A 15802-nucleotide genomic window follows, 5' to 3' on the forward strand; every position below is an offset into this window, starting at 1 on the left:
GGTTACTTGGTCGATTCCTGGATCTTGGCCCACTGGCGTTCGACGTCGGTCATGTCACCGACATTGAAGAACGCCTGCTCGGCGATGTGGTCGACGTCGCCGTCGCAGATCGCCGTGAAGCCTTCGATGGTGTCCTTGATGGAAACCGTGGAACCCTCGACGCCGGTGAACTGCTTGGCGGTGTAGGTGTTCTGCGAGAGGAACTGCTGGATGCGGCGGGCACGGGCCACAACGATCTTGTCCTCTTCGGAGAGCTCGTCGACACCAAGGATGGCGATGATGTCCTGGAGTTCCTTGTTCTTCTGCAGGATCTGCTTCACGCGCACTGCGGTGTCGTAGTGCGCCTGGCCGATGTACTGCGGATCAAGGATGCGCGAGGTGGACGTCAGCGGATCAACGGCCGGGTACAGGCCACGTGAAGCAATCTCACGGGAGAGCTCGGTGGTGGCGTCCAGGTGGGCGAACGTCGTTGCCGGGGCCGGGTCGGTGTAGTCGTCAGCAGGGACATAAATGGCCTGCATGGACGTGATCGAGTGGCCCTTGGTCGAAGTGATGCGCTCCTGCAGGAGGCCCATTTCGTCGGCAAGGTTGGGCTGGTAGCCCACGGCGGAGGGCATGCGGCCCAGCAGCGTGGAAACTTCCGAACCGGCCTGCGTGAAGCGGAAGATGTTGTCGATGAAGAGCAGCACGTCCTGGTTCTGCACATCGCGGAAGTATTCCGCCATGGTCAGCGCGGAGAGCGCCACGCGAAGGCGCGTTCCCGGCGGCTCATCCATCTGGCCAAATACCAGTGCGGTGTCCTTGAGAACACCGGCCTCTTCCATTTCAACCCAGAGGTCGTTGCCCTCACGGGTGCGCTCGCCAACGCCGGCGAACACCGAGGTGCCACCGAAGTTGCGGGCAACACGGGTGATCATTTCCTGGATCAGCACGGTCTTGCCAACGCCGGCGCCGCCGAACAGGCCGATCTTTCCACCCTGGATGTAGGGGGTCAGGAGGTCGATGACCTTGATGCCGGTCTCGAGCATCTGCGTGGAGCCCTCGAGGGTGGCAAAGGCGGGGGCCTTGCGGTGGATGGGCCAGCGCTCGGTGGTGGTCAGTTCCGACTCCGCAATGTCCAGGGGCTTGCCCAGGACGTTGAAGATGTGGCCCTTGACGCCGTCGCCAACGGGGACCGAGATCGGGGCGCCGGTGTCCGTCACAGACGTGCCGCGGACAAGTCCGTCAGTGGCCTGCAGGGAGATGGCGCGAACCAGGTTGTCACCGAGGTGCAACGCGGTCTCGAACGTGATGGTGCGCGTCTCGCCGGCGAGCGTGAGCTCGGCTTCGAGTGCGTTGTAGATGCCGGGGATGGATCCCGCGGGGAATTCGACGTCAACGACGGGGCCAATGACGCGGGCAATGCGTCCAACGGCGCCAGCCTTGGCGGCTACCTGCTCTGTAGTAGTGGCAGTCATCTCTCTCACTTCAATCAGTAGATGGCGTGGTGATAAGTCTAACGGGGATCAGGAACCGTGCCGGCGGGGGGCCGGCACCGGAACGTGGCGTGGGCTAGGACGCGCTCAGCGCGTCTGCACCTGCCACAATCTCGGACAGTTCCTGGGTGATTTCGGCCTGACGGGCCGTATTGCGCAGTCGTGTGTACTTCTTGATCAAGTCCGAAGCGTTGTCGCCTGCGGACTTCATGGCCCGCTGGCGTGCTGCAAGTTCACTTGCGGCAGCCTGGAGGAGCGCGTTGAAAATGCGGGATTCGATGTACCGCGGCAGCAGCGTGTCCAGCACCTGCGCCGGCTCGGGCTCGAATTCGTACAACGGAAGAAGGTCAGACTCACTTGTTGCCTGCTCCTCCACCACTTCAAGCGGCAGAAGGCGGACAACCTGCGGAACCTGCACGACCATCGACTGGAAGCGTGTGGACACGATGTGGATTTCATCCACGCCGCCCTTTTCGTATTCCGTGGCGAATGCTTCAAGGACTGCCTTGGCAATGTCCTTGGCGGTGCCAAACTCGGGGGCATCCGTGCCACCGGTCCAGACTCGCGCATAGCTGCGGTCACGGAAGTCGAAGTACGCCTGTGCCTTGCGGCCGACCAGGAAGTAGGAAACTTCCTTGCCTTCCGAGCCCAGGAGCTCGGCAAGCTGCTCGGCCTGCTTGAGGACACTGGCGGAATAGGAACCCGCAAGGCCTCGGTCGGAGGCAACAATGACCACGGCGGCCCGGCGGACCTGCTCCGGTGTTGTCACCAACGGGTGGTCGATGACACTCTGCGATGCCACAGCAGAAACGGCACGGGTAATGGCGTTCGAGTAGGGCAAGGATGCCGCCACACGGGTGCGCGCCTTACCGATGCGCGAGGTGGCGATCAGTTCCATCGCCTTGAAGATTTTGCGCATCGAGGTGGTCGATGCGATCTTCTGGCGGTAGACCCGGATCTGGGCTCCCATACTTTTCCTTTCCTAAATTCGACGGTGGCCGGTCCTGCCGGGGCGTGCCCGGCAGGACCAACCGACGCAGGTCAGCGCTTCTGCTTGACGATCTTCTCTTGGTCGACGTCAGAGCCGGCCAGGGCGTCATGCTCTTCGTGCCCGGCATCCACCAGCTTGCTGCCGCCGACACCGAAGAAGCCTGCCTTGAAGCCCGTGATGGCGGTCTTGAGCGCATCAACGGTTTCATCGGCCATGACGTTGGTCTGGGCGAGAGTGGTCAGGATGGACGTGCCGTGGCGCAGGTGTTCCAGGAATTCCTTCTCAAAGCGCGAGACATCCTGGACCGGGACATCATCAAGGTAGCCGTTGGTGCCGGCCCAGATGGAGACAACCTGGTCTTCCACCGGGAACGGTGCGTACTGGCCCTGCTTGAGGAGTTCCATGAGGCGGGCACCGCGGGTCAGCTGCTGCTTGGAAGCGGCGTCCAGGTCCGAGGCAAACATGGCAAACGCCTGCATGTCGCGGTACTGGGCCAATTCCAGCTTCAACGTACCGGAAACCTTCTTCATCGACTTCACCTGCGCGGCACCGCCGACACGGGAGACGGAAACGCCGACGTCGACAGCGGGACGCTGGTTGGCGTTGAAGAGGTCCGACTGGAGGAAGATCTGGCCATCGGTAATGGAGATCACGTTCGTCGGAATGTAGGCGGAAACGTCGTTTGCCTTCGTTTCGATAATCGGCAGGCCGGTCATCGAGCCGGCACCGAGCTCATCGGAGAGCTTGGCACAACGCTCCAGCAGGCGGGAGTGCAGGTAGAACACGTCGCCCGGGTATGCCTCGCGGCCCGGCGGGCGGCGCAGCAGCAGGGACACTGCACGGTAGGCCTCGGCCTGCTTGGACAGGTCGTCGAAGACCACCAGGACGTGCTTGCCCTGGTACATCCAGTGCTGGCCAATGGCGGAACCGGCGTACGGTGCCAGGTACTTGAAGCCTGCGGGGTCGGAGGCCGGGGACGCCACGATGGTGGTGTACTCCAGCGCGCCGTGGTCTTCCAGGGTCTGGCGGACGGCGGCGATGGTGGACGCCTTCTGGCCGATGGCGACGTAGACGCAGCGGACCTGCTTGGTCTCGTCCTTGGAGGCCCAGTTGGCCTTCTGGTTGATGATCGTGTCAACAGCCAGTGCGGTCTTGCCCGTCTGGCGGTCACCAATGATCAGCTGGCGCTGGCCGCGGCCGATCGGGATCATGGCGTCGATGGCCTTCAGGCCAGTCTGCATGGGCTCGTGGACGCTCTTGCGCTCCGTCACGCCGGGCGCCTGAAGTTCCAGGGCACGGGTGGTCTCGGCAACAATGTCGCCCAGGTCGTCGATGGGGGCACCCAGCGGGTCCACCACGCGGCCCAGGAAGGCGTCGCCCACGGGGACGGACAGGATCTCACCGGTGCGGTGAACCTCCTGGCCTTCTTCAATGCCGGTGAAGTCACCAAGGATGATGACACCGATCTCGCGGACGTCAAGGTTCTGGGCCAGGCCCAGGGTGCCGTCTTCGAAGCGAAGCAGCTCATTGGCCATAACGGAGGGAAGTCCCTCCACACGGGCAATGCCATCGCCGGCAGTGGTAACCCGGCCAACCTCGACGCGTTCGGCGTTGCCCGGTTCGTAGGACGCCGCGAAGTCATTCAACGCACTACGGACGTCGTCGGCGTTGATGGTCAATTCGGCCATCTGCAGTCCCTGCTCTCCTATTTCGCGATCACCGCAAATTGGCGATGACCTAGCTTTCGCACCATTCCCGACCTGTGTGGGCGGGCGGTTTGGTTTCTTACTGATAATGCTTTGTGGCTATCCAGCCAACTGGCGGCGCAATTCGCCCAGCCGGGCCATGACCGAGGCATCCACGACCTCGTCACCCACCCGGACACGTACTCCGCCGATGAGGGCGGGGTCAACGCGGACGTTGATGTTCAGTTCACGCCCATAAAGGGAGTTGAGCCCTCGCTGCAGCCGGGCAAGCTGTCCATCCTGCATCGGGCGGCTTACCGTGACTTCGGCAATCCAGCGCTGCTGGCGTGCCGCTGCCAAGTTGGCAAAACGCTCGATGAGCTTGACTGTCTTGAGTCCGCGCGGATTGACAACAGCCTGGCGGATCAAGGCCTGAGCTTCGCCGCTTGCGCCGGGAACCAGTTTGATCGCCAAGTCCAACTTGGCGGACTCGCTTGCCTGCGGCTCCACCAAGGCGCGCTGCACCTCGTGGCTGGAATCAACGGCCTGGGAAAAGGAGAACAGTTCGCTCTCCAGCGATGCCAGGCCGCCAAGGCCGGAAACGGAGTTGCCGGAACTTGCAGACGTGTTCCGATTTTCTGCAACGGCAATGACCACTGTTGCGGCCACGGTCTCGAGTGCATCGCCAAGGTCACGTGCATCGCTCCAGCGCGCTGCAGCCAAACGGCCAACTATCGCTTCTGCTTCCGCAGAAACCTTGCCCTTGACCAGTGAGGAAACCAGTGCGGACTTTTCAGCGCCCGTGCGGGATGGGTCAGTGAGCGAGCGGCGCAAGCCGGCCGAGCTGTCCAGAACCGCAAGGATGGAAAAAAGCTCCTGAGCCAACGACAGCGACGCCGTGGGAAGCGAGGCTTCCAACTGGCCCAATGCTGTGGTCAGCGATTCGCTCGATACACCTGCCATTACTTCGCTGCACCTTCGCTCTGCTTGTCCAGCTCAGCCAGGAAACGGTCCACGACACGGCTGGCGCGGGCGTCGTCGTCCAGCGACTCGCCCACAATGCGACCGGCCAGCGTGGTGGCCAGCGAGCCGACCTCGGAACGGAGCGAGACAACAGCGGCCTGGCGTTCGGCGGCAATGGCCGTCTGCGCCTGTTCCGTGATGCGCGCAGACTCGGAAGCGGCCTTCTCCTTCAGGTCTGCCAGGATCTGGGCACCTTCGGCGCGGGCTTCCTCACGGATGCGGTTTGCTTCCGTACGTGCTTCAACCAGCTGCTGCTTGTACTCACCGAGTGCAGCCGAGGCCTCGGCCTGGGCCTTCTCAGCCTTCGCAATGCCGCCTTCAATGGCTTCAGTGCGGTCGGCGTAGGTCTTCTCAAACATCGGGACAACGAACTTGACCACGATGAACATGAGAATGGCGAAGCCGACAGCCACAACCAGTACTTCAGACCAGCTGACAGCCAGCGGGCTGGGCGCAGCATCCGCCGCATTGGCGGAGGCTAAAACCATGAGGTTATTCATATTTCACCCGTCCTTTTCTACTCGTATGTTGAAGGTTCGTAATTCTCTTTACTTGAGAACGAACGCAAACACGAGGCCGAGGATGGCGAGTGCTTCGGTCAGCGCCAGGCCCAGGAAGGCGAGGGGCTGGAGCACGCGCTGTGCTTCCGGCTGGCGTGCAACGCCGTTGATGTAGGCGGCGAAGACCAGGCCCACGCCAATGGCACCACCAATCGCAGACAGACCGTAACCGATGAGGTTCAGCGAGCCGTTGATATTTCCCGTCATTGTGTTTCCTTTCAAGATGCCCGAAGGCAGGTTGTTTGGTTCAAGTTATCCCCCGCGGGGAATTCTTTTGGTGTGTTTAGTGGCTGTCCGCGTGGACAGCACCTTCAATGTAAATTGCTGTCAGCAGGACAAAGACATAGGCCTGGAGGACCATGATCAGGGCCTCAAGCATGTACATGGCCGTGGCACCGGCCAGGATCAGGATGGAAGTGCCCTTCAGCAGCCAGCTCTCCTGTGCGATCAGGAACTCAATGCCCGAACCGGCAATCAGGACAATCAGGTGCCCGGCCAGCATGGTCGCAAACAGACGCAGGCTGTGCGTCATGGGGCGGACCACGAAGTTCGAGATGATTTCGATCGGCACCACGAGCGGCAGGATGTACCACGGAACGCCGGAGGGAACCACGGCCAGCTTGAAGTAGCGGATGCCGTTGACCTTCACGCCAACGCCGATCCAGACCACGTACACCAGCAGCGCAAGCACGTAGGCGCCCGAGACGTGGGAGAAGCTGGGGAGCTGGATGAACGGGATGGTGCCGTAAAGGTTGTTCAGCAGGATGAAGAAGAACAGCGAGAACAGCAGCGGCACGTACTTCTTGTAGTCCTTGGCACCGATGACGTCCTTGCCAACGGAGTTGCGCACAAAGCCATAGGCCATCTCGCCCACGAATTGCAGCCTGCCGGGAACCAGCTGGCCCTTGCGGGCTGCCGCTACGAAGAACCAGGCGATGATCACAACGGAAAGCAGCACCAGCGCCATCTGCTTGGTGAATTCAAACCCGCCGATCGTGAAGAACGGGGTCAAGTGGGTTTCGACGCTGGGCGGGGTAAAGCTTCCACCATCTTGGGCGGGGAGCATAAGCGCGATCAACGCGTTTCCTCTCTGCAGAGTCCATAATTGGGCTGGATTTCGGGGACCGGGGAGCACATTGCCCCGAAGCCCCCAACGTTATTAAAAAAATGTGATATCACTGATGCTCAGTCCCTTTGCCGCCGGCTGCGTTTGGTGTTCCCATCCGCTTTCTTCGACCCGGTCGGTCCAAAGCGGCGGGCAAAGGACAGGTAGAAACCGCCGGCGAGTCCTGTGAATGCCCCGGCCAGAACAATCCAATGCGTTCTGAGCAAAATATCCAGAACCCACCCTATCAAACTCCAGACAACAATTCCGCCAATAATGTAGCTAAAGACGATCATCCCGGAATTGTAGCCGCCGTTGTTGTTGGCATTTTTGGGGTTGCCTGAAGCGGCCGAATACCGATCTTCCGGACCCGGGCCGGTGCTCATTTGGTGTCCCCGGCGGAGCCTGTCGAATCCTGCGGTTCAGCAGGGTCGTTGTAGAGCAGCAGGCGCTGCCTGCTGAAGGTGACCACCTCGGTGGCCTGCCACAACACAACCACCACGACGCCGGCCGCAGCGAACCATGGACCGTTCAGCCAGGTGGGGGTGCCCAGGGTGAAGAGTATGACGGCGAAGCCCACCACCTTGACCAGGTAGGTCACCATGAAGACGCCGATGGCCCCCGACGGGTTTTTCCGGCCGTAAATGTGGCCAACCAGCAGGCTGAGGCCGAAGAATACGACCACCACGGCGGAGCCAAAGGCCACACTGCCCACTCCCGCCCAGCCGCTGACCACCAGTGCCGCAACGGCCAGTGCGGCCGTCGCTGCGGAGGCTATCAGCAGGCATTTCTTGAGAATGTTCAGCCAGGGGGTCGCTGAAGGGCCGGAGGCCGGAAACGGCTCCTGTGCAGCACCGTTCAAGGCACCTTTGTCCTTCAATAGAATCTCCATCATGAGGGGCGCGTTCGGATTGAAAGCCACGGGAGCGCCACGGCGAGAACCGCCAAGGATAATTCTACATGAGATAGAACTGCACGCCGACAGGAACCATCCACGGAACGCTACTCCCCCGCTACCCCGCCGGCCGCGCCGTTGCCCGGCGCATGGGCTGCCTTGTGGCGGAAGTACCGCTGGAACAGGGTGGGTGTGCGCAGGTACAGCAGCACCACGGCAAGGCAGAGCGCGGTGGCACTGATCTGCATGGCGCTGTTTCCCTGCGCGGCAATGATGCCAAGGACACTGACCACCACGGTGGCCGTGCTGACCACCGCCGTGGCCTGCAGGTGGCCCAGCCCCACAATGTTCAGCCGCTGGTAGACGTGCTGGCGGTGCGAGGCGTACCACCGCTCCCCCGCCAGCAGGCGCCGCAGGAAGGTCACAAAGGTGTCCACGAGGTAGATGAGCACCGGCGAGAATATGTATTCCACGGGGACTTTGGCCAGGAAGGCCGCCATGGCCGTGACCGAGATGGAAGCCCCCAGCAGGTAGCTGCCGACGTCGCCCATGAATACCTTCCGCCGCCCCAGGTTCCACGGCAGGAAGCCGGCAAAGGCGGCCGCAATCGCCACACCGGCAAAAACCAGCCAGTCATGGCCGGTGACCACGCCGGCGTATGCGTAGAAGCCACCAACCAGCAGTCCGTGCATGCCGGAAATGCCGTTGATGCCGTCCATGAAGTTGGAAACGTTGATATAGGCGGCCACCGCAATGGCGCCGGCCGGGATCCACCACATCTGCTGGGCGCCCGGGTCGATGACGGCCACGGCGCCCGTGGCCACGGCTCCCACGGCCAGCTGCAACCCGGCCCTGAGTGCAATGGGCAGGCCCCTGATGTCCTCCACCCAGCCAATGGCGGCGGCAGCCACGGCAACCAGCAGAACCACCACCAGCGTTGCCTGCGCCTGGCCGGCAGCCACACGGCCTTGCGGCAGGAAGATCGCGGTAAGCAGGCCTGCGGACAGGGCCACCGCCGTCGTAATTCCCATGCCTCGGATGGTGGGCGTCTGGTGCGAGGACCTGGCGTTGGGTACGTCAAGGACGCCTGCACGGACCAGGAGGGGCCGGGCCGCCAGGGGCAGGACCAGTGCCAGCACCAGTGCCACGGCACCAACCGTGAGCGCAGCGCCGGGCATCATCGCGCTTCCGCCGCTATGTCGCCGTCGGACTCGTCAATGCTGGGCAGCTCCGGGCCGGACTCGTCGCGGCAGCGCTGCAGCCACAGTTCCAGGCTCAGCTCGGCGGGGTCCAGGGGGCGTGCGTGCGTGTGTGAAATCTTCGGGTGGCCGTCAGGGTCCTTGATTTCGTCGTCGCCCGTGAGCTGTTCGTGGAGCTTCTCGGAGGGGCGAAGGCCGGTGATCTTGATCTCAACCTTTTTGCCCGACATGGCGATCATGCGCTCGGCCACGTCCATGATGCGCACGGGATCGCCCATGTCCAGAATCAGCACGTCGCCGCCGTGGCCGATGGCGCCGGCCTGGATGACCAGCTGGCATGCCTCCGGGATGGTCATGAAGAAGCGGGTGACGTCCGGGTGGGTGACCGTGACGGGGCCGCCATTGTTGATCTGGTCGGTGAACAGCGGGAGCATGGAGCCGCGGCTGCCGATGACATTGCCAAAACGGACGGAAACGTAGCGCTTGCCCGTTTCGCCCGCCATCCAGGACGTGATCTTCTCCGCCGCGCGCTTGGAGTGCCCCAGGGCCGTGGTTGGGCTCGCCGCCTTGTCGGTGGAGACATTGACAAAGGTCTCCACGCCCACGCTGCGGGCTGCGGCCAGCACGTTGAGGGAGCCCAGCACATTGGTCTGCCAGCCTTCCTTGGGGAACATCTGCAGCAGCGGCGCGTGCTTGAGTGCGGCCGCATGGAACACCACCTCTGGGCGGCGCCTGGCAAATATGCCCATGAGCGTCTCGGCGTCGCGGATGTCAGCCAGCACGGTGGTGTCGTCATTGAGCAGGCCGTGGCCCAGGATGGAAAACTGCGTGTGTTGCAGGCCTGTTTCGTCGCGGTCCAGCATGATCAGCTCGGCCGGGTCGAAACCGTGCAGCTGGCGGCAGAGCTCGGAGCCGATGGAGCCGCCTGCACCCGTGACCAGGACGCGCTTGCCGGTGACGTAGCTGGCGATCTGTTCCACCTTGATGTCCACCGGGCGGCGGCCGATCAAGTCTTCCACGTCAATTTCGCGGAAGTCGGTGAGGCCACCCTTGTTGTCCCGGTTGGTGTCGGGAGTGAGCATTTCCTGCAGAGGGGGCAGCACCAGGACCTTGATGCCCAGGCCGGAGACACTGTCCGAGATCTCCCGGATGCGTTTGGCCTCCAGGTGTGCGATGGCCAGCACCACCACCGTGGACTTGGTGCGGCGGATAATTTCCGGCAGTTCGTCCCCGCGCCCCAGCACGCCCACCGAGCTCAGCCGCAGGTGCTTCTTGGTGGTGTCGTCATCGATGAGCCCCACGGGCACGTACGGGGATTCCGGGTCCTGGATCATGCGCGTCACGAGGGAGTTGCCCAGGAACCCGGCTCCGTAGATGAGGGTCTTTTGGGCCTGCTCCCCAAACGTGGGCTTACCCTCTACGTAAAGGCGCTTGAGGTAGCGGACGGCCGCCATCAGCAGGGCGGCAAACGGGAAGGCAATGGCGCTGACGGAGCGGGCAATGTGGATTTCCTGGACGGTCAGGAACAGGAACACGCTGGTCACTGCGGCCACAATCAAGGTGGCGGCAATGAGCACCCTCGCCTCCTGGATGCTGCCGAAGGTGTAGCGCCCCCGGTAAAGGGCCAGCGACCAGCCCGCAATGAGCTGGGTGGCAATGGCCACGCCGATCAGCAGGACCAGGCCGCCCACGTTGATGAGCCGGACGTCCAGCTCATACCGCAGCAGGACGGCCAGCAGCAGTGCCACGGTCCAGGCCAGTGAGTCCAGGATGCCTTGGGCCCACAGCCACAGTGGCGGCTTTCCCTCGCCGCCTGCCGGGGTGGTGCCGGAGTGGCCTCTTGCCGAGTTGCTCGTCGTGTTCAACGTGATTCGTAGTCCGTTTTCTGCCCGGTGGTGTGTGGCATTGTGCATGGCGCGCGCTGTGCGGCCAGCGACTCAACAGTCCAATAGGTGGGGCTGTACTAAAGTGGAAGCTATTAAAGATAGTAATCGCTCCGCCGAATACCCAAGCGTTTAGCCGTGCCGCGCCGTGCCCTGTGCGGCCGAGAGGAACCCATCTTGCAAGATACCGTGGCCGTTGCCGCGCTCACCTTTGACCGGCCGGACGACGTCCGTACCTTGCTGGGGGCCTTGTCGCAGCAAACCCACGCCCTGCACGCCATTGCCCTGGTGGATGCCGGGACTTCGCCGGTGGCGGACATTGCCGCCGCATCGGGCGTCCCCGTGGACTATGTGAGGTCCCTGGCCAACCTGGGCGGAGCCGGCGGATTTTCGCTGGCGATCCTCAAGGCGATTGCTTCCGGCGCCGAGTGGGTCTGGATCATGGACGACGACGCCCATCCCGAGGACCCCAATTGCCTGGCCACACTCCTCGAAGCCGCCAAAAGCCGCGGCCAGGACGTGGTGGTGCCCCTCATCGTGGCCCCGGGCGAACCCCGCAAGCTGTCCTTTCCCTTCCGTCTCGACGGGCACCTGACCCATGAGCGTTCCGTGGTGGAACCGCTGGGCTTCATTGCCGACGTCGGACAGTTTTTCAACGGCGCCCTGATCCGCACCGATGTGTTCTTCAAGGTGGGGCTGCCGGACCTGCGCCTTTTCATTCGGGGCGACGAAGTCGATTTCATGCTGCGGCTGCGGCAGGCGAAGGTCAAGTTCGGCACCGTCACGTCCGTTGCCCTGACCCACCCGGCGGGCTGGGGCGAAGTGAAGGAGGTCATGGGCGACCGCTTTCACGTGCTGGTCCCGGAGACCCCGTTCAAACGCTTTTACTACTACCGCAACCGCGGCTACCTCACCCGCAGGCACCGCCGCCTGCGCTCCTTTGTCGCCGACGCCGTCGGCTACCCCCTCTTTTTCCTCAGGGACGGCGACTTCAAGGGTCTGGCCAAATGGGCTTCGGCCTATGGTGCGGGCCTGCGGGGAGCAAAATTCGGGCCGGTCAAGGACCAAAAGTTTTGAGCGGCAACCGGCGGGAGAACTTTTACATCGTCATCACCACGTTCAACCGGCAGGACTACCTGGCACAGTTGTTCGACTCCATTGCGGCGCTTGACCCGGCGCCCGACGGCGTAGTGGTGGTGGACAATGCCAGCACGGACGGCACGGCCGCCGTCATCGACAAGGCCGCCGCACAGCTGGCGGCGCTCGGCACCCCCATTCCGCTGGTGGTGCACCGCCTCGCCGAAAACGCCGGAGGCGCCGGCGGCTTTTCAGCAGGCGTGGACCGCGCCCTGGCAGAGGGTGCACAGTGGCTGTGGCTAATGGACGACGACGTCACCACGGTTCCCGGGGCCATCGCCGCCTTTGGTCCGTGGATGGACAAATACGACGCGATGGTGGGCCGGCGCTACAACTCCGCCGGGCAGCCATTTTTCTGGCAGCACAATTTCAGCGATTTCCTCGGGTTCCCGCTTCCCGTTCCGGGGGACGTGTTCAAAAATTCAAATGAATTCGCCACCAATGTGGGCTGCTTCGAAGGCATGCTGCTGCACGCCGACGCCGTGGCGGAGGTTGGCCTGCCCGATCCGCGCTTCTTCCTGAACTGGGATGACGCCATCTACGGTTGGCTCATTTCGCTCCAGCGCCCCGTGATATACGTCAATGCCTTTGTACTGCAGAAAACCCGCGAACAGCGCACCATTGACCTGGGCATCAGGCACCTCAATGATTCCTCCGACCTGAGCCGCTTTTACATGATGCGCAACCGGGGGCTGGTGGCCCAGTACCTGCGCGCGAAGGGGAAGTACAACCCGGCGGGCTTTGCGTTGGGCACAGCGCTGACGGCCGGCAAGGAGCTGCTGCGCCTGGCCGCCGTCGAGAAAACCCTGCGTGGCAGCGGCAAGCTGCTCAAGGGCTGGCGCGAATCCCGGCGCATCATGGCTGATGCAGCCTGGCAGCCCATGCCCCCATTGGACCGGACCCGCTAGGGCAGGCTCAGGGCTGGCTTTCCGCGGGGGCCGACTGGTCCTTGGCGGCGGGTTCAGGCTCCGCCGTCTCCGGCTCCGCCACGGGGGTCTCCGCAGGCTCCGCCGTCTCCGGCTCCGCCGCCGTCTCTGGCTCCGCCGCCGTCTCCGGCTCCGCCGCCGGTTCCCACATCTCCGGCTCGGGGTCGTTGCCCAGGGCGCTGGGGACCATGCGCTGGATGGCCGCCAGGCTGATGGCGCCCTCGCGCACCACCCGCAGGCGCAGGCCCGTGGCGTCTACAATGGTGGACGGCACGGGCTCCGTGCCCTCAAGCGGACGGAAGCCGCCCTCCAGGTAGACCTCCACCGACTCGGCCAGCTGTTCGCGGGCTTCCGACGCCGTTTGCGCAGCCGGCTGGCCCGTGCGGTTGGCGCTGGAGACCGCCAACGGCCCCGTGGCGGTCAGCAGGTCAAGGGCAAGCTGGTCGTCCGGCACGCGCAGGGCCACGGTGCCAACGGTCTCGCCCAGGTCCCAGGTGAGTGAGGGCTGGGCGTGGAAGATGATGGTCAACGGGCCGGGCCAGTACTTCTCGGCCAGCTTCCGGGCGTCGTCCGGAATGTCCGTGGCCAGCCCTTCCATGGTCCCGATGCGTGGGATCAACACTGGCGGGGGCATGTTGCGGCCCCGCCCCTTTGCTGCCAGCAGGGTGGCCACGGCCTGCGGCGAGAAGGCGTCAGCCGCAATGCCGTACACCGTGTCGGTGGGCATGACGATGACCTGCTTGGCGGCAATGGCCTTCTGCGCATGGGCCAGGCCCTCGACGCGCTGGTCATCGTTGGTGCAGTTATAGGAAGTGGTAGTCACGGCTTCATTCTTTCATCACGTCGTCATTGTTTCCTTACACTTTGCGGCGATTGGCCTTAGCGCCGCAGGCCGCTCGTGGCACGGTCCCTGCCCGTCAAGTCCTGGTGGGTGGTGACGGCTTCCCAATGGCCGCCCTCCTTGAACAGGGCCGCCATCTGCTCCGCCTGGACTTCGGCGTGCTCCATGACGAAGTACCCGCCCGGCCGGAGCAGCCTTGCCGCTGCGGCAATGGCTGCCGTGGGCATCTCCAGGCCGTCCGCTCCCCCGCCGTACAGGGCCATGTGCGGGTCATGCAGGCGCACCTCGACCTCCCGGGGGATGGCGCCGGCCGGGATGTAGGGCGGGTTGGAGACCACCACGTCCACGGTCCCGTCGAGTTCCGGAAAGGCAGTGCGCAGGTCCCCATGGACCAGTTCGACGCCGGTGCCCGCCAGGTTCCCTGCCGCCCACGGGTAGGCCTCATCGCTCAATTCGACGGCGTATACACGGCATCCAGGCACTTCGGCCGCGAGCGAGCCGGCTATGGCTCCGGAGCCCGTGCCGAGGTCGACGGCGGTGCTGATGCACTCTTTCCGCCCCTGTGTGAGCTTGAGCAGCACGTCAACGGCCAGCTGGACCACTGACTCGGTTTCTGGCCGGGGCACGAACACGCCCTTGCCGACCCGCAGTTCCAGGTGGCGGAAATATGCCACGCCAGTAATGTGCTGGAGCGGTTCGCGTGCGGCCCGGCGGTGCACCAGTTCTGCATAGCCTGCGGGCGCCCCGGCCGTGCCAAAGAGCATGGCCGCCAATTCCCCGCGCCCCACGCCGAGCAGGTGGGCGGCCAGCAGCTGTGCATCCACCGCGGGCGACGGAACGCCCGCGGCCGCAAGCTCCGCCGTCGCACTTTTAACGGCGTCAGCCAGCGAAAGGCGCGCGCCGTCCGGGGAGTTGCTACTCACCCAGCGCGTCCAGGCGGTGCTGTTCATCCATTTCGATGGCGGACTGCACCACGGCTTCCAGGTCCCCGTTCATGACCTGGTCGAGGTTGTACGCCTTGTAGCCCGTGCGGTGGTCCGCGATCCGGTTTTCCGGGTAGTTGTAGGTCCTGATCCGCTCCGAACGGTCCATGGTGCGGATCTGGGACTTGCGCACGGCCGAGTTTTCGGCGTCGATGATGGCCTGCTGGTGCGCCAGGATGCGCGCCCTCAGCACGCGCATGCCGGCTTCGCGGTTTTGCAGCTGAGACTTCTCATTTTGCATGGCAACCACGATGCCCGTGGGCAGGTGGGTGATGCGGACGGCGGAGTCGGTGGTGTTCACGGACTGGCCGCCGGGACCGGAGGACCGGTAGACATCGATCTTGAGGTCGTTCGGACTGATGTCCACCTCTTCCGGCTCATCGACCTCCGGCAGCACCAGCACGCCGGCGGCCGATGTGTGGATGCGTCCCTGCGATTCCGTGGCCGGCACGCGTTGCACGCGGTGCACACCGCCCTCAAACTTCAGGCGCGCAAACACGCCCTCGGCCGGGTCGTTGGATCGGCCCTTCACGGCAATGGAAATGTCCTTGTAGCCGCCCAGGTCGGATTCCGTGGCGGAGATGATTTCCGTCTTCCAGCCCCTGTGCTCGGCGTAGCGCGTGTACATGCGGACCAGGTCCGCGGCAAACAGTGCTGCCTCGTCGCCGCCTTCACCGGCCTTCACTTCCAGGATCACGTCACGGGCGTCGTCCGGGTCGCGCGGGATCAGCAGGCGGCGCAGCTTTTCCTGCGCTGCCGCCAGCTGGCCCTCGAGCACCGGGACTTCCGCCGCAAATTCCGGGTCTTCGGACGCCATTTCCCGGGCCGCCTCAAGATCGTCCGTCAGCGTCTCAACCTGGTGGTAGCCCTCCACGACTCCGCTCAGCTCCGCATACCGGCGCCCCAGCTTCCGGGCCAGTGACTGGTCGGCATGCACGGCGGGGTCACTGAGCCGCATCTGCAACTCGGCGTGTTCATCCAGCAAGCCGTGGATGGATTCAAACATTTCAAAACCTCTCTCGACGTATGTCAAGTCTAATTACTTCTGCCGGCCGGCCGCGCCGCGCCCACCGGGGCAACGCGAAGGGGCGGGACCGGA

Annotated in this window: 16 protein-coding genes; 2 read left to right on the forward strand and 14 right to left on the reverse strand. The window is 63.9% G+C overall.

Features of this window, described 5'->3' with window-relative positions; all coding sequences use genetic code 11:
- Positions 1-2: 2 nt before the first annotated feature.
- The 11 genes from atpD to G6N77_RS04615 all read right to left on the reverse strand — a co-directional run bounded on the left by atpD (position 3) and on the right by G6N77_RS04615 (position 10846).
- Complete coding sequence (atpD, locus tag G6N77_RS04565) at positions 3-1457, reverse strand: F0F1 ATP synthase subunit beta (RefSeq protein ID WP_165180841.1); 1455 nt, start codon at positions 1455-1457, stop codon at positions 3-5.
- A gap of 94 nt (positions 1458-1551) precedes the next feature.
- On the reverse strand, positions 1552-2445 hold the full coding sequence (locus tag G6N77_RS04570; RefSeq protein ID WP_165180842.1) for a F0F1 ATP synthase subunit gamma: 894 nt from the start codon (positions 2443-2445) through the stop codon (positions 1552-1554).
- A 71-nt stretch (positions 2446-2516) separates the two neighbouring features.
- A complete protein-coding gene (gene atpA / locus G6N77_RS04575) occupies positions 2517-4154 on the reverse strand; it encodes a F0F1 ATP synthase subunit alpha (RefSeq protein ID WP_165180843.1) in 1638 nt (545 codons plus the stop codon).
- A gap of 117 nt (positions 4155-4271) precedes the next feature.
- A complete protein-coding gene (locus tag G6N77_RS04580; RefSeq protein ID WP_165180844.1) occupies positions 4272-5114 on the reverse strand; it encodes a F0F1 ATP synthase subunit delta in 843 nt (280 codons plus the stop codon).
- Positions 5114-5674: a F0F1 ATP synthase subunit B gene (locus tag G6N77_RS04585; protein WP_165180845.1), complete on the reverse strand. Its 561-nt coding sequence runs from the start codon at positions 5672-5674 to the stop codon at positions 5114-5116. Before G6N77_RS04585 ends, G6N77_RS04580 begins: the two co-directional genes overlap by 1 nt.
- A 48-nt stretch (positions 5675-5722) precedes the next feature.
- Complete coding sequence (gene atpE, locus G6N77_RS04590) at positions 5723-5941, reverse strand: ATP synthase F0 subunit C (RefSeq protein WP_113718645.1); 219 nt, start codon at positions 5939-5941, stop codon at positions 5723-5725.
- Between the two features lie 76 nt (positions 5942-6017).
- Positions 6018-6812 carry a F0F1 ATP synthase subunit A gene (gene atpB / locus G6N77_RS04595; RefSeq protein WP_165180846.1) on the reverse strand — a complete coding sequence of 265 codons (795 nt, stop codon included), beginning with the start codon at positions 6810-6812 and terminating at the stop codon, positions 6018-6020.
- Between the two features lie 107 nt (positions 6813-6919).
- On the reverse strand, positions 6920-7225 hold the full coding sequence (locus tag G6N77_RS04600; RefSeq protein ID WP_240901683.1) for a hypothetical protein: 306 nt from the start codon (positions 7223-7225) through the stop codon (positions 6920-6922).
- Positions 7222-7761, reverse strand: a complete 540-nt coding sequence (locus G6N77_RS04605; RefSeq protein ID WP_338083807.1) for a Cg1360 family ATP-synthase-associated protein — start codon at positions 7759-7761, stop codon at positions 7222-7224. The genes G6N77_RS04600 and G6N77_RS04605 overlap by 4 nt, the downstream gene beginning before the upstream one ends.
- A gap of 80 nt (positions 7762-7841) precedes the next feature.
- Positions 7842-8915, reverse strand: a complete 1074-nt coding sequence (locus G6N77_RS04610) for an MraY family glycosyltransferase (RefSeq protein ID WP_240901684.1) — start codon at positions 8913-8915, stop codon at positions 7842-7844.
- Positions 8912-10846, reverse strand: coding sequence for a polysaccharide biosynthesis protein (locus G6N77_RS04615; RefSeq protein ID WP_165180847.1), 1935 nt, complete (start codon positions 10844-10846; stop codon positions 8912-8914). The genes G6N77_RS04610 and G6N77_RS04615 overlap by 4 nt, the downstream gene beginning before the upstream one ends.
- A gap of 147 nt (positions 10847-10993) precedes the next feature.
- Between G6N77_RS04615 and G6N77_RS04620 the strand changes: the two genes are divergently transcribed.
- Together G6N77_RS04620 and G6N77_RS04625 are read left to right on the forward strand one after the other, a co-directional pair.
- Positions 10994-11893, forward strand: coding sequence for a glycosyltransferase (locus tag G6N77_RS04620; RefSeq protein ID WP_165180848.1), 900 nt, complete (start codon positions 10994-10996; stop codon positions 11891-11893).
- Positions 11890-12861 carry a glycosyltransferase gene (locus G6N77_RS04625; protein WP_165180849.1) on the forward strand — a complete coding sequence of 324 codons (972 nt, stop codon included), beginning with the start codon at positions 11890-11892 and terminating at the stop codon, positions 12859-12861. Before G6N77_RS04620 ends, G6N77_RS04625 begins: the two co-directional genes overlap by 4 nt.
- Before the next feature lie 7 nt (positions 12862-12868).
- Here the strand turns inward: G6N77_RS04625 and G6N77_RS04630 are convergent, their stop codons facing one another.
- From G6N77_RS04630 to prfA, 3 genes are read right to left on the reverse strand one after another with little or no spacing between them, the layout of a single operon-like run.
- Positions 12869-13702 carry an L-threonylcarbamoyladenylate synthase gene (locus G6N77_RS04630; protein ID WP_165180850.1) on the reverse strand — a complete coding sequence of 278 codons (834 nt, stop codon included), beginning with the start codon at positions 13700-13702 and terminating at the stop codon, positions 12869-12871.
- A 56-nt stretch (positions 13703-13758) separates the two neighbouring features.
- On the reverse strand, positions 13759-14670 hold the full coding sequence (prmC, locus tag G6N77_RS04635) for a peptide chain release factor N(5)-glutamine methyltransferase (protein ID WP_165180851.1): 912 nt from the start codon (positions 14668-14670) through the stop codon (positions 13759-13761).
- On the reverse strand, positions 14636-15709 hold the full coding sequence (gene prfA / locus G6N77_RS04640; RefSeq protein WP_165180852.1) for a peptide chain release factor 1: 1074 nt from the start codon (positions 15707-15709) through the stop codon (positions 14636-14638). The genes prmC and prfA overlap by 35 nt, the downstream gene beginning before the upstream one ends.
- Positions 15710-15802 lie beyond the last annotated feature (93 nt).

It is taken from the genome of Arthrobacter silviterrae (assembly GCF_011045165.1).
Lineage (GTDB): Bacteria > Actinomycetota > Actinomycetes > Actinomycetales > Micrococcaceae > Specibacter > Specibacter silviterrae.

Excerpts from the sequence above, each read along its gene's own strand:
- atpD (WP_165180841.1), bottom strand. The coding sequence starts at position 1,457 with ATGACTGCCACTACTACAGAGCAGGTAGCCGCCAAGGCTGGCGCCGTT.
- G6N77_RS04570 (WP_165180842.1), bottom strand. The coding sequence starts at position 2,445 with ATGGGAGCCCAGATCCGGGTCTACCGCCAGAAGATCGCATCGACCACC.
- atpA (WP_165180843.1), bottom strand. The coding sequence starts at position 4,154 with ATGGCCGAATTGACCATCAACGCCGACGACGTCCGTAGTGCGTTGAAT.
- G6N77_RS04580 (WP_165180844.1), bottom strand. The coding sequence starts at position 5,114 with ATGGCAGGTGTATCGAGCGAATCGCTGACCACAGCATTGGGCCAGTTG.
- G6N77_RS04585 (WP_165180845.1), bottom strand. The coding sequence starts at position 5,674 with ATGAATAACCTCATGGTTTTAGCCTCCGCCAATGCGGCGGATGCTGCG.
- atpE (WP_113718645.1), bottom strand. The coding sequence starts at position 5,941 with ATGACGGGAAATATCAACGGCTCGCTGAACCTCATCGGTTACGGTCTG.
- G6N77_RS04600 (WP_240901683.1), bottom strand. The coding sequence starts at position 7,225 with ATGAGCACCGGCCCGGGTCCGGAAGATCGGTATTCGGCCGCTTCAGGC.
- G6N77_RS04610 (WP_240901684.1), bottom strand. The coding sequence starts at position 8,915 with ATGATGCCCGGCGCTGCGCTCACGGTTGGTGCCGTGGCACTGGTGCTG.
- G6N77_RS04615 (WP_165180847.1), bottom strand. The coding sequence starts at position 10,846 with ATGCACAATGCCACACACCACCGGGCAGAAAACGGACTACGAATCACG.
- prmC (WP_165180851.1), bottom strand. The coding sequence starts at position 14,670 with ATGAACAGCACCGCCTGGACGCGCTGGGTGAGTAGCAACTCCCCGGAC.
- prfA (WP_165180852.1), bottom strand. The coding sequence starts at position 15,709 with ATGTTTGAATCCATCCACGGCTTGCTGGATGAACACGCCGAGTTGCAG.